The organism is Paenibacillus sp. FW126-R14 (assembly GCF_058789495.1).
Genome location: NZ_JBYTBS010000001.1, coordinates 118,350 through 131,686 on the forward strand (window position 1 = coordinate 118,350; position 13,337 = coordinate 131,686).

The window sequence follows — 13,337 nt, forward strand, 5'->3', positions numbered from 1 at the left end:
ATTAAAACCTCTCATTAGAAGAAAACCTAGATTTAATAGGACTAATGGGAGGTTTTGTTGGCATATAGGGGGTGATGTATTGCCTCCCTAGAGAGGAAATTATAGCTCAACAAAGTACTGAGGCTGCTGACTGAAAGAGGATTCCATTCCCTGAAATTATTTAATAAGGTGGGATGTTAGTGAAATCTAAGGTTTTGTTCACAATACTTGGGATTACTATTATCATTGTTCTTACGAGTACATATTTTTACAATCACTCATCACCAGAAAAGGCAATTAGGAGCCATTTAAATAGCACTAATTTTAATTACGATATTGTTAAAGATGATTATTTTAACCCTTCTTACGGTCAAAGGTATTACGTTAAAGAGAAGGGGGGAAATTTTCATAATAATTTTCCACATATTTTTTACCTAAAATTTACGATTTTTGGATGGCGAATTGTGACTGGTGGTAATGCTCCTTGAACAGCAAGCATTGCAGCGCGGCAGCTGCTCTCTGTTTTCATTGAAGTAACGGGTAGTATACTTCCAATATGTGGTATATTAGATTTGGTGATAATTTTACATATGAAGTCTGCTTTTAATACTTAAATTTAATCGCTGGCAGGTCGAGAAGTAACTGTCATCGGCATCTGCAACGTACCTACTGATCCGCATGCTATGCTCGGCCGTGGCGCAGCTCACCGACGTGTGTAGGGGATGGACTCTTGGAATTCGGATATTTAGGACGGGCAGGAATTCACAGCAGGCGATTGTCAATTTATAAGGACGTGAATTAAGTGAAAATTAATTTTTTATCGGAAACTGAGTACCTGGTCAAAGATGTCGTAGTTGATCATATACATGAACGGCCTTTTTGCATATTTGATTTAGAAGGTACGGGAATTATTGTTGATAAGGAGTACATCACTCAATTTGGCGCTATTATTTATCAAAACGGAAAAATATTACGAAAGTTTAGTTCCTTGGTAAAATCGGCAAAGTTAATTCCTGAAAGTGTTGAGCAATTAACGGGGATTTCGAACGAAAGTTTAACGAATGCCCCAGCATTTGCTGATGTTTACAGAAAATTTTTACAATTTTGCGGAACCGCAGTATTGGTCACGCAAGCCGGGTATGAATATGATCTTCCAATGCTTCAAAAACATTGCCATATGAGTAATTTAAAACTTTTCGAGACTCCTGTAATCGATACCAAGGTATTATTTGCCAATATACATCCTGAACTTTTTGATGTATTTAGTACTGATTATCTTGTTGGGCATTACCAAATCGAAACAAATGATATTAAACGTCATGATGCAATAGGAGATTGCGTGTTAATAAGCAGGATACTTGATCAAATATTAATTGAATACAAACAGAGAAATATTCGCGACTTCAATGTCAAAGAAGGTCTAACGGTGAAACGATTTATTATTCCTGCGATGTACAATGCGGATGAATAACATCTAAGTGTAGATGGTGATATAATCCACTAACGGGACACGATAGTTAAACATGTGGGGACAGAATGCCAAGGCTAGCCTCTGTTCTTTTTTTTGTTGTTTACGAACTACATAATTTAAGGAGGAGAGATTTTTGTATATTAGATTTCATGGTAATTATTCTAGTCCTAAGACTAAACAACCTTATGGCATCTTTGTTGTTATTTATCACTTATTTCGTGATGATAAGCTTTCGGGAAGTGATAGCAAGCTTTACCTAGACACCAAAGAATGGTTCGAGCAAAATTTGCCCAATCCACCCTTCTACGATGATAACAATTCAGTGAATGCAGTAACATGGTTTAAGGATGGTAATAAGACCCCAGAGATGATAGTCCACTTGGAGCCCTTCATTAATATTGCTAAGAAATATAAAGTCGAAATAATTAAGTCCATTTCCAAAGAGCTCCCTGGCATAATTATTTATGAAGATGAATACCAAGTTGGAATTGTTCCTCGTTACGCTAACTGAGAACGATAGCGGAGGTGGAAGGATGCTAATCATACGAAAATCTATAATAACTGATCACAAGTTTTTAGTTTTAATTGATTTGAAAAATGATGGGTATACGCTTTCTGATGTAATTGATATGACAGAACAAAGTAAAGAGGAACATAGTCAGAAAATAGAAGGGTATCTTACTGACTCAGATAAAGGTGCGTTTATCATCGAGGATTCAGATTCTAACAAACCAGTTGCAATGATAATGTATTCCATAGCAAATAGGGATTCCGTGTATCCGTGGAAAACAATTTACAGCCAGTTAGACAGAAACTTATTTCAAGTTGATGGGCGATTTATTGAGATATTTCAATTATGGGTTCATCCGAACTATCGAAGACTAGGATTAGCGACAAAGCTAAAACTCAAGTTAGAGGAGGAAGCCCAGTATCATAAAGTTGATTTAATTTATACTCATACAGAAGAAAAAAATGACCATGTCATCGAACTCAATAATAAAATTGGGTATCGAGAAGAAGTTTACCGAGGCCCAATTTGGGATGATGAAATTCGAGTGAGTTTAATTAAGAAGCTAAGGGACGGTGAACGTTAGCTAAATAAACAGGGAGCAGTCTGTCGCGGAAAATGCTCCCTGTTTTCGTTCAAGTAACGAGCATTTGAGTTCCAATATGTGGTAATATAAGGAAAGCTTAGGGGAGGCGTTTAAACTTGAAATTAGCTAAATTATCGCTTATAAGTGGACTCACAGCTACTTTAATTATTTTTATTTTGTCATTATTTCTAAACAGTGGTTTTAGTCAACGAATATCGGGCTGCATAGGTTTAATTCTAATAATCTCTACTATTATTACAAGTGGCTCACTGATATCAGGTGACCGCCAACGAGCTAATGATACTACAGAAACCACCAATGATAAAAAACAAAGGGACAGTATCTCTATAGCATGTTTTCTTGCAGCTATCCCGATTTTACTTCTTTGGGGATATCTTAAATATATCAAGTGAAAATTCGATTGAGCTAACAGAGTACTATGGCTAAATAGACATAAGGATAAGCTGCCGACAGCAGAGAACGGCAGCCTTATCAGTTAACGGGCAGCTTTCTTCAATAGAGTGTTAATATATGGATATATGATGCGCAGGAGGGATAAATGGAAAAGCCAGTGGTGATTGAAGAATACAACGAAGAATGGTCTTTCAAATACCAGCAGGAGGAAAGGGGAATAAAGGAGATATTGGGTGATATAGCAATTGCTATTGAACATATAGGTAGCACATCTGTTCCGGGACTAGGGGCTAAACCGATTATTGACTTCATGGTCGGAATAAATGATTTAAAAGAAGTTGAAAAATTTATCGAACCTTTATCGAAGATAGGTTATGAACATGTCTATCATAAAGAATTTCCTAATAGAAGATTCTTTAGAAAAGGTCAATGGAGAGCAGGAACGCATCATTTGCATATATACAATTATGGAAGTGAAGAGTGGAAAAACAATATTTTATTCAGGGATTATTTAAGAACCCATCCAGATGTACTAAAGCAATACAATCAATTGAAGAAAGAACTTGCTGAAAAATATCGTAATGATAGGGTTGCTTATAACAATGCCAAACATCCATTCATCATTGATGTGATTCAAAATGCCAGATTGAGTGAAAAAATAAACTCGATTGATTACGGAATACGATAGCTCAATCAACTGCAACACGAGGCTGCCGCGGGATCGACCGCGCAGCCCCGTTAAGCTACCGGGCAGCTTAATGCAACATTCGCCTGAATTTAGCGTCCTAATTTATGGGAGTGAAAAGACAAACCACTGAAGGAGGGACGCTTATGAGGAAGGTGAACAAGATTCTATTGTTGGTAATATTCCTTCTACTTTCAGGTTGCACAAGTAACGGATACAAATCAATTGAGGAAGCAATACAACATGGAGGAATACAGTATAAACAAATTTATCATCAACATGAAGTAAAGAATGCCATCATAGTATTTTATGGAAATCCGAACGGAGGCATAGATGCTGGAATTGTAGATAAGATTGGTGACAGGTATAAATGGGGCTTTGGCGGCGGCACTGTGTCATTCCCTGCTCCAAAAGAGGTTACCTGGAGTTGGGTTAATCTAGATTACAATGAAAAAGATGAAGATAAGCACTACCAACTTTACTACGGCATAATAAAAGAAGTGCAGATTACCAGACTTCATATCGAGCATATGGGCTCTGACAAATACATTGATAAAGACACAGAAATAGTGGAACTATTCGATGGGAATAAGCTATGGTTTGCTTTGCAAGATAAAAACAGTGAAATTCATCCTGGTTTCATATTGACTGGTTTTAATAAAGATGGCGAAAACGTATTTCATTTTGAGTGATGTCGAATACAAAACTTATTACGCTAACTGGGAACGTTACTTAAATAGGGATTAACAGCGGTCGTGCAGTCTGGACGGTCCCTATTTTATTGAAGTAAAGGGAGGATAGTTGAATCATTTAAAGAATATGTCAATTATGGTGAATTTGCAAGAACAAATGGGGGTGTGAGATTTTGAATCCATTTCCTGAAGATTATAAGTAATTACTTTATTTGAATCAGAACCAATCATTTTAGATAACGAAATTCCGTGGTATTACAATTATCTGCTCTTCAAACTAATAAGGAACGGAATCTTTTTAGATTTAAGCATGGAACCAGCATGCAATCGGATAAAAATAAGAATGAGTAACGAGAGACAAGGAACATTAATAAAAATAGTATATGAGTCGATTAGAGGGATCGAGATTTATAAAGATAACCTCACAGAAGGCTTATTAATATTATTGGATGAAAATGATCCTAATGTGACATTAAGACTTGAAACAAAACCAAATATTAAATTAATAAGTACAGAAGATAAGAACTTTCGAAAGTGAATTCGAATTGGTCGGTATCTTCATTATTTACGCCTCGGTCACTAGATCCCTAGTCCCCCAGGGGCATTTCAGAAATGAAGGTTCAGCTCGTCTTAATTCGTTGCGCTAAAGGGGAATTTAGATAATGGACAGTGAACGTTTGTTAAAGGTATTGGAGCAGTTTGTCGCGGGGCCGGCAGCTGCTCCTTTTTATTGAACGGGCAGATCATAGCTAATTAGAGGAGGTTGTTCTTATCATTGACATTCTTTTAATTATTTTCATGTTTATGGTTGTAACTGGCTTAGTAAGTATTGACAGAAGCTTAAAGCTCAAATTAAAGAATGATAAAATAATTATTGATAAGCTAAATGAAATTACAGAAAGGACAAAGTAGGGCATTTGTTTGACTAACAACTGGCTGCCAATTAGTTAGTTTCTAAAGATGAGAAAACATAGGAGGATCCACCTGTGTGGTTAGAACTTAATAAGCAAACTGCTCGGGAATGCTGGAATCAACGCTTATTTAGTATAAGCACTACTTTTTGTTTTGTGATGAGATCATTGAGAAAACGGATAAACCTCCATACTGGGTTATTGAGCTTTCTTCGTCTTTTCAGAACCTTTCGAACCATTCCCAGATTCATTAACTGACTTTTACATAGGCTGTCTATTTATAAGGTATGAAAGAAAAGAGCTTTCTTGGGCTTATCAAAGGGATAATTTAACAATAATCATTTTGTATCAACCAATTCTTTATTAAATTGTTATTATTTTTGAAAGGGGTATTAAAAAAAATGAAATAAAACTTTATTTGGAGGAGATTCATATCGAAAGTTCTATTAAAGATAAGTTTACAAAAGAAATTTTTGTAGAGGCAGCTGCTCGGTTTGGAATTAAATTTGCAGATACTATAGAACTTGACGGTTTTCAAAATTTTGTATTTTTAGGGAAACGTGAATTAATAAATGTAATATTAAGGATTGCTCATAGTTCACATAGAAGTAAGGAGATGACGCTTGCTGAGATCGAGTTTATTTCTTATCTAGCCGATTCCGGAATGACTGTATCTAAAGCCTTACTTTCTAATCAAGGTGAATATGTTGAAGTTATTGAACAAGCTGATAACTGTTTTATTGCAACTGCTTTTGAATTCGCACCCGGCAGAAGGGCTGAAATTTGCGTCGAAAGTGATATCTTTTATGAACGAATTGGCAGGTTTACTGGTAAAATGCATAAGCTATCAAAACAGTTCTCTCCTAATCTAAAAAGATACGATTGGACTGACAATGCAGCTGTTACAAAATTTCAAGATTATGTACTTAATGAGACGCTTCAACACAAATTCGAGTTAATAATAAGTCAAATTCAATCATTGCCAAGAGACAAAGATTCGTTTGGACTTATTCATGGAGACATTAGTCCGGGGAATTACCTGAATCACGAAGATCACCCGAACATCATTGACTTTGATCAATGTGAGTACAGTTGGTTTGCATCTGAAATTGCAACATCGATATTTCATGAAACTCCAATTCCATTTATTATTACAGATGAGAATAAACGAAAGGCAATAACAAAACGGTTTTTTTCAAACTTTTTCCAAGGATACTCCAAAGAAAATACATTAAGCCGTAGTTCACTAGATGCCATTCCGTTATTTATTAATTTAAGACAAGCTATCGTTATTGGTCTTATACACCGTAGTTCTGATATGGGTAACTTTGATAATTGGAGTGATTGGAACAAGGAAGCATTAACTTTTTATATTAATAATATAAAAAATGATATTCCGTATATTGACTTGGATTTCACAAATCTATGATGTAAATATGAAAAAGTTTGTGATATCAGGGAGAATGTTAACGATGCAAAAGGATCTCTAGGCCGTTGATAATTAATGTGCCGCATCCCAAAAGGTTATTTAACCTTACTATCATATAATGATGATAAAGTAGAGTATATTTACAACCTACTTAAATAGGGTAAACGCTGTCTCAACCAACACAGAACGATAGGAGCATTACAAATGAGTACCTGGAGAAGAATTGGACTAGAATTATTTTATGATCTTAGGTTTCAATTTAATGAGAATTTCTAAATGATAGACTTATAAAAGCCCATATTAATAATGATTTAAGAGAGCAAGACAAGATTTATAATTATGCTGAGTGGTGTTATAACCAATATCGCAGAAGTCATTATATAAATAATGCAATTTGTGTAGGTTTTTATGAACATTTAGTTCAGAATGAAATTACTCGGAAGGCAATTCCTTATAAGATTAAACCAGAGATATTTGTAGCTGTTATGACATTATTTGAATGGATGTTACGCAAAGATGAAGGTTGTTATCAGGTATTAGTTGAAGAATATAACAGAATAAATAATACTAACTTTGAATGCTAATTCGAAAGGGCTAGTCCATCAACTAGAACATATATGCAATATCAAAAGGTGATAAATAGGTGAACATAGATATAGAGTTTCTAACCCAACTTTGCGAATGGTAATACTCATCGATTAAGAAATCATAGCGCTCATCAATTAAGCTAACAGATAACGCTAATTTAATAGAGTCAGTCAGTCTAAAACCTTCCATAAGAAGCAAACTAGATTTAATAGCTCTTATGGGAGGTTTTATTTATGATTTTAAGTGAGTTATGGCGACTGTATGAAGCTGATAAACGTATCCAGGGGTTTTGTCCGAGTACATTGAAAGCCTATGCCCTACAGCTCAAGATGCTGGTAAGAGAACTTGGAGACTGGATATTTCTGAGATTACGTTGAACTTGTTGAAGGAGTGCTTGGCAAAGCAGTCTGATCGATTGAAACCCAGCAGCTTGGGACATCGTATACGTTTTGTTTGCTCCCTGTTCCGCTTTGCTTATGAAGAAACATACTTAACATCAAATCCTTCTTTGAAGTTACGCGAACCCAAAATGGAAAAGCGTATTCCTAAGTTTTTGATCGAGGAGGATGTTATTCACTTGAAAATTTCTTGCCAGTCTCTGAGAGAGAGGGCACTTCTAGAAATTTCTCTACAGTACTGGCTGCCGGGTTGCATGAAAAAGCATCAACCACCCAGATTTACGCCCAGCTGCGCGGGGAACGCCGGCGAGAACTCTACCGTCGTTACTTTTAGGTTTGTAGCGGCGGGTGTCTTATTGAAGCCACCGTTCAACTTAAGGGCAGGATAGTTCAAACGCTTCTCGAATACCTTAGGCATGGCGGTGGCGAATTTATGAAGTTCGGAAATAATGACGTTAGCTGAAACATCCGAAAGGAAGATCATTTTGAACAGACTTACTAAATGTCAACAGTCAATTGCTTATCTAAAAGTATTATTACATGATGATGAGGCTGACGGTTCTGTTTTAAAAGTTTCAGAAGAAGACTTTATTGCTAATGTTCGTTTTACTGACGATCTATTAATTAGTTTTATTTATGAAAATGATGAAAACAGCTTTACATATATTCAAAACAGAACTTTAGTTGAAGAAAAGTTATCAATAAATGAATTATTAGAGTATGGAGTCAATAATTTAAATGGATTCATAGATGATGGTAAGTTGAGGTTATTTGAAGTTAATAATAATTGTTTCTCTTTAATTCTTGATGGTAATTTTGAAGCTAGTCTAATAACACTTGAAGTACTTTGGAATGATTATTTGCAAAACTATGTAAATAATGAATTTGTGGTAGCAATTCCAGCGAGGGATATATTGTTGTTTTGTGACTCAAATAACACTAAAGGGTTACAGGAACTACGAAACACAATAGATCGAGTTTGGGATCAAGGTGATCACCTTTTGACAAATAGATTATTAATTAGAAGAAATAATAAGTGGGAGTATCTCGAGGAAGCCAAATGCATCAACTAACAGCGTACTCACGCTTCGGGACTCCCCTCGGTCCGCCCAAGGCATTTCGGGATTAAGTTAACGGAGAACGTTAATTGAGCGATCAGGATGACTAGTTTCCGCGGCTGCTGCTCCTTTTGTCATTAAGCTAAACGGGCAGAATATTGGAATGAAGAAGGAAAGAAATCCTAAAGCCTGGAATATTATATCTACACCTAAAGATAGGAGGACTTAATATGAATTTTCATTCCTATAGAAGAATCCGCCATCTCTCTCAATATTAAAAAATTGCGGAGGGTAAGTATGAAAATAAATAATAATTACTTGAAGGAACAATTAAAGCATGTCTATTGGTTAAATGGTGGTCCTTGTGCCGGGAAGACCACAATGACTAAAAAATTTATAGAGAAGCTAGGATTTCAAACACTAGAACTTTATGATGTCTTAAAATATAGACCATTTTCTAGCCCTATTGAATATCCTGCCCTTCAATTTCCTCACTCCAACTTAGACTGGGATAAGTGGTTCAATAAACCCGTTGATGAACACAGTCAGTGGTTACTTCAAATAGTCGAAGAGTTAATGGAATTCTTTGTTATTGATTTATTGAAAATGCCTACAGATAAACCAATCATTATAGATTTAGGAATAATGCCCGAGCTCACACTACCCTTTATCCCTAAAGAAAGAATGATATGTCTCTATACTTCTGATGAAGAGATAGAGAGGTTATATTTCTTTAGAGAAGATCACAAGATGATTTTTGACTGTATTAAAGCCTACACATTAAACCCAGAGGAAACAATAAAACACAGTAATAAATCTATGGTGAAATTCTCTAAAATAATTAAAAACGCTTGCATTAACAATGGTATCAAAACAATTGAAAGAACACCAATTATGGGTGTTGAAGAACAATTTAGAATAGTTAGTGAACATTTTGGTTTTTGATTAGAGAAAGCACATAGACAGTCCATTTAACGGGAGACGATAGTTCAAATAACGCAGCCTGCCGCTGTTCTACTGGCCGCCTTCATCGTGCCGATCACATATAGGGCATGTATCGATCTATTTGGAAAAACCGGTGGAATTCGGCAACGAGTCTCGAATAGCCGCCTATAACTTTACAGAATGGAAAGGAGGCGTTCGCGTTGGGTGGTTTTTTACTCGTGTTGCTTGGGCTTTTCAATGCGTTGTTTCCGTATCCGGCGTGGTACCTTTCAGTCGGCTGGCGCATCAAGGATGCCGAGCCGTCCGAAGCGGCGCTCTTCACGAACCGCGCGGTAGGCGTAATCGCAGCCATTGTAGGTCTCGTTATTATGGTATCGAGCTGCTCGCTCGGGGGCGGGAGTTCTGGCGATGCGTCTACGTTTCAGAAGCGGCTGCTCGCCGGCGAGGTGCAGGACATCAAGATCGTCATCCCGGCCAATACGCAGTCCTTATCCGAGGAAGAGCAGGCCCAGGCCGTCGACCTGATGGCGCATGCGCCGATGGAAGGCTTTACGCTAGATACGATTTATAGCGGCGCGGGCGAGGCGACGATCGTTTACAAGGACGGGTCGATGGACGACCTGCTCATCGGTACTTCAGGTGGCATCGAGCTGCATGCGAGATCGGGCGACAAGGCTTACCGGTTTCAAAGCGACGAGCTGGAAAGCTTATTCCGTACGTGGATGAACCGTACAGGTTAAGAGCTGAAGCGGATCAATAGCCCTGTGCTTGTGGACACGGTCGGCGCGGTGGCCGCTACATACGAAAATTGGAAAGCAGCCCATGTTGGCTACGGCCAAGTAGCGGGAGCTTATGGGATCGAGCAGTTGGGTTTATATTTTTCATTATTATGGTACTGAAGAAAAAATAGTGTAAATTGCCAAGAACGGTGATTACACTAACTGGGAACGATACTTGCATCAAACAACTAGGACGATGCTGCCGGTATGATCGGTGGCCCTCGTTAAGCTATTGGGCAGAATTGCTCAATAGTCCTCTAACAAATATGGTGCAATATGACATAAGAAGAGCGAGTTGATAACTGAAGAGGGGAATGTTAATGCAAACTGTTTATATATTGTCAGGACCAGCAGGAGTCGGGAAGTCAACAACATCAGGTGCGCTTCTGAAGGCTTTAAATAACAGTGCATATATCTCAGGTGACGATGTAAGCCATATGCACGTTAGCGGTCGTCAAAAGCCTTGGGAAAGCAAAGCCGAGTTGTCTCTTATTTGGAGTAATATTTTGAGTTTGACTCGAAATTTTGTTAACAATAGAATCGATGTTGTGATTGATTATGTAACTTTTCCAGATGAGGCAAATTGGTTAAAAGACAAGTTAAAGGCACTAACCGTTAATGTTGTCTATGTGGTTTTATGGACAGACCATGAGACCTTACTAAAAAGGGACCAGATGAGAATGCCTGAACACCAAATGGGGGAACGGTGTCTTATTTTAATTGATGAATTTAAAGAGTCGGAATTAAAAAGTAAACATGTGCTTAATACAAGCCAGAAAAACGTTGATGATATCCATCAGGTTATCGAGGAGATTCTTAACAATCAACAATACAAGTTAGAAGATTAAGCTAATGAGAGAATTATAGTTCAATGATGACACGATGGCAGCCGGCCAGAACGATCGGTTGCCATCGTTACGCTAACGGGAGACGATACTTCAATAATCCATGCCAAGAAGCTGCCGCGAGAACGAACGGCAGCTTTGTTTCACTATCTGGCAGGATCCTCTAAGAAAATTACCGAAGTTAAAAGGGCAGTTCAATTATTACTCTGCAAACTTTATATTCAGCAGTTTTTTCTACTTTCAAGATCACAAAATGGAATGATTTATAGAATGAGTCAAATGGTTTATCTGATCTCAAAAAACAAAAATATTAGTACTGCTCATTTAGAAAAACAGATACCGTCCCCTTATAATTTTCAATTTGGGTTTGAATCTTATAGAAGCAAACTTTGGGGTAACAAGATAATGCAGGAAATGGGGTGCCAATTGATTTATTCTTTAAAGGATCGAAATATACTTGCATTTGATGATGATTTGAAAGAGCTAAATGTTAAAAGAAAATAAACCATTAGACCGGCAAAATAAAGATACTTCCAATATGTGTTAATATGAGGGTCTGATGAATCTACGCCGAAAACAATAGGAAGACGACATGATTGGAGTCGTTTTATTACGATGCAGCCTTGAGGACCACCTCACGTTTGCGGATGAGTCGTCTTCTGTTCATCCATGAACTTGTTCATGTTCACCGACTTGATGCCCTCGGCAGTGAGCAGCTCTTTAAGCCGCTTAAGATGCAAATCGCCAAGTCCGTACAACAGATACCCCTCGATCTTCGCTTTCTTAATATGCTGGAACATCGAGAAATCACGGGCCTTCTCCGCTTTCATGATCTCGGTATCCGCTGCACCATAATCCGACTTGGCCACATGCCAATTGTCGGCAAAAGCCTTCTTATCCGCAGCCGATGCCTGTGCCTGCTCCTCTTGAAGCTTCGTAGTGGCGTAAGCCGTTACTTCACGAACGAACGTAGTAAACAGATCCTTGCTATTTGCAGCCTTCATCGCTTCTATTAATGGCTCCGCCGACTGGCCATCGCCTTCAAGGCTGGCTGCGGTTCGCTGCCACAGATCTTCCTGGGCCGCATAGGTCTGATAGAGTGCTGATTCTTCATCTGCACCTGCCGCGAATCGAATCGCCATGCTGAATAATCTTTTCTCCGCCTCCGAGGCAATGACCCGATAATCGTAAATGACATTAATCCCTTGCAAGCCTCGAATGACTTTCGGATAAAAACTTTCCGCATAGTGCGATTTAGCCCCTGGCCCCGTGCCGATGCCGTCGAACTTGGCATTGCGTTCAGCCTCTCGCTTCGTTATAGCCGCTTCAAGCTCGGGATTATCGGCAGCTTCTGCCGGACGTTCGGTGTAGGCTTCGTGCATGAACTTATCCGTCCCCACAGCTTTCACAACATCTTCCAACGCAGTTTCCGTATGGATTTCCCCGATTACCGTCAGCTCATCCGGAATGCGAATCCACGTATTCGTCTTCTCGACATAACCGATCTTCTCTGTCGTCTTCGCCGCGTACTGAGACATTTCATCCTTACTGTTGAAATAGCGTGATTTCCCGTCCGCGATCATATTATCTACGTTCCGCTCGCCTGCGCCTTCGTTGCCGCGGCCGGTTTTGGTCTTGTTCCTGTAGCCGCCAATTAGCGCCCGCTTGATATACACCTTACGCTGAATATCGCTTTGGGATGGCGAAGCGGCTTGAATCGTACCAGCGGCTGCTGTCAGCTCCGCAGGTTTTTCCACGGCTCTCGCAGTGGGGTTAGCCGCTGACTGCTGCTTGAACAGCTCGCCAACCGAGCGGTTGCCGATCGTACGCTGCAGATGCATCATCTGCGCCGGGCTCATCGCCTGCGGGAGCTTCGTTGCACGCTGAAGAGCTGCACCTGACAAGCCTTGTGCCGTTTCATTTTCAACCATATTCAACGATTCGGCGGTGCCGGTCGTCGTTGTCTGCTGAGCAGCCTTGCCCGGTTGTTGGTGTGTTTGCATGAATACGCCCCTTCCTGATAGGACTGTTCACTAGATTATATCATGC

General features: G+C 38.8%; 16 protein-coding genes and 1 pseudogene. 15 read left to right on the forward strand and 2 right to left on the reverse strand.

The window, feature by feature from the left end; translation table 11 throughout:
• Positions 1 to 173 precede the first annotated feature (173 nt).
• From AC3WRW_RS00470 to AC3WRW_RS00515, 10 genes and pseudogenes are all read left to right on the forward strand, one after another.
• Entirely contained in the window at positions 174 to 467 is a 294-nt protein-coding gene (locus AC3WRW_RS00470; RefSeq protein WP_492543926.1) for a YjcN family protein, read from the forward strand.
• A 314-nt stretch (positions 468 to 781) separates the two neighbouring features.
• Positions 782 to 1,450, forward strand: a complete 669-nt coding sequence (locus tag AC3WRW_RS00475; RefSeq protein ID WP_492543928.1) for a 3'-5' exonuclease — start codon at positions 782 to 784, stop codon at positions 1,448 to 1,450.
• A gap of 133 nt (positions 1,451 to 1,583) precedes the next feature.
• Positions 1,584 to 1,961 carry a hypothetical protein gene (locus AC3WRW_RS00480; protein ID WP_492543930.1) on the forward strand — a complete coding sequence of 126 codons (378 nt, stop codon included), beginning with the start codon at positions 1,584 to 1,586 and terminating at the stop codon, positions 1,959 to 1,961.
• A gap of 22 nt (positions 1,962 to 1,983) precedes the next feature.
• Positions 1,984 to 2,544, forward strand: a complete 561-nt coding sequence (locus AC3WRW_RS00485; RefSeq protein WP_492543932.1) for a GNAT family N-acetyltransferase — start codon at positions 1,984 to 1,986, stop codon at positions 2,542 to 2,544.
• Positions 2,545 to 2,660: 116 nt separating this feature from the next.
• On the forward strand, positions 2,661 to 2,957 hold the full coding sequence (locus AC3WRW_RS00490; RefSeq protein WP_492543934.1) for a DUF5316 family protein: 297 nt from the start codon (positions 2,661 to 2,663) through the stop codon (positions 2,955 to 2,957).
• A 146-nt stretch (positions 2,958 to 3,103) separates the two neighbouring features.
• On the forward strand, positions 3,104 to 3,646 hold the full coding sequence (locus tag AC3WRW_RS00495) for a GrpB family protein (protein WP_492543936.1): 543 nt from the start codon (positions 3,104 to 3,106) through the stop codon (positions 3,644 to 3,646).
• A gap of 143 nt (positions 3,647 to 3,789) precedes the next feature.
• A complete protein-coding gene (locus tag AC3WRW_RS00500) occupies positions 3,790 to 4,335 on the forward strand; it encodes a hypothetical protein (protein WP_492543938.1) in 546 nt (181 codons plus the stop codon).
• A 343-nt stretch (positions 4,336 to 4,678) separates the two neighbouring features.
• Positions 4,679 to 4,873, forward strand: coding sequence for a hypothetical protein (locus AC3WRW_RS00505; RefSeq protein WP_492543940.1), 195 nt, complete (start codon positions 4,679 to 4,681; stop codon positions 4,871 to 4,873).
• Between the two features lie 791 nt (positions 4,874 to 5,664).
• Positions 5,665 to 6,675 (forward strand): phosphotransferase enzyme family protein, encoded by a 1,011-nt coding sequence (locus AC3WRW_RS00510; RefSeq protein ID WP_492543942.1) that lies wholly within the window; start codon positions 5,665 to 5,667, stop codon positions 6,673 to 6,675.
• A gap of 284 nt (positions 6,676 to 6,959) precedes the next feature.
• Positions 6,960 to 7,259, forward strand: a pseudogene (locus AC3WRW_RS00515) (DUF7674 family protein); the annotation flags it as partial.
• Between the two features lie 667 nt (positions 7,260 to 7,926).
• On the opposite strand, the gene AC3WRW_RS00520 reads toward AC3WRW_RS00515, so the two are convergent.
• A complete protein-coding gene (locus AC3WRW_RS00520) occupies positions 7,927 to 8,079 on the reverse strand; it encodes a hypothetical protein (protein WP_492543944.1) in 153 nt (50 codons plus the stop codon).
• A gap of 67 nt (positions 8,080 to 8,146) precedes the next feature.
• Here AC3WRW_RS00520 and AC3WRW_RS00525 point away from each other — a divergent pair, with 67 nt between their 5' ends.
• The 5 genes from AC3WRW_RS00525 (at position 8,147) to AC3WRW_RS00545 (ending at position 11,792) form a co-directional block, all read left to right on the forward strand.
• A complete protein-coding gene (locus tag AC3WRW_RS00525) occupies positions 8,147 to 8,734 on the forward strand; it encodes a DUF1444 family protein (protein ID WP_492543946.1) in 588 nt (195 codons plus the stop codon).
• A 282-nt stretch (positions 8,735 to 9,016) separates the two neighbouring features.
• Positions 9,017 to 9,664, forward strand: a complete 648-nt coding sequence (locus tag AC3WRW_RS00530) for a DEAD/DEAH box helicase family protein (protein ID WP_492543948.1) — start codon at positions 9,017 to 9,019, stop codon at positions 9,662 to 9,664.
• Positions 9,665 to 9,882: 218 nt separating this feature from the next.
• Entirely contained in the window at positions 9,883 to 10,404 is a 522-nt protein-coding gene (locus AC3WRW_RS00535; protein ID WP_492543950.1) for a DUF6199 family natural product biosynthesis protein, read from the forward strand.
• Positions 10,405 to 10,763: 359 nt separating this feature from the next.
• Positions 10,764 to 11,291, forward strand: coding sequence for an AAA family ATPase (locus AC3WRW_RS00540; protein ID WP_492543952.1), 528 nt, complete (start codon positions 10,764 to 10,766; stop codon positions 11,289 to 11,291).
• A gap of 267 nt (positions 11,292 to 11,558) precedes the next feature.
• On the forward strand, positions 11,559 to 11,792 hold the full coding sequence (locus tag AC3WRW_RS00545) for a hypothetical protein (protein WP_492543954.1): 234 nt from the start codon (positions 11,559 to 11,561) through the stop codon (positions 11,790 to 11,792).
• 131 nt (positions 11,793 to 11,923) lie between these two features.
• Here the strand turns inward: AC3WRW_RS00545 and AC3WRW_RS00550 are convergent, their stop codons facing one another.
• Complete coding sequence (locus tag AC3WRW_RS00550; RefSeq protein WP_492543956.1) at positions 11,924 to 13,291, reverse strand: hypothetical protein; 1,368 nt, start codon at positions 13,289 to 13,291, stop codon at positions 11,924 to 11,926.
• Between the last annotated feature and the right edge of the window lie 46 nt (positions 13,292 to 13,337).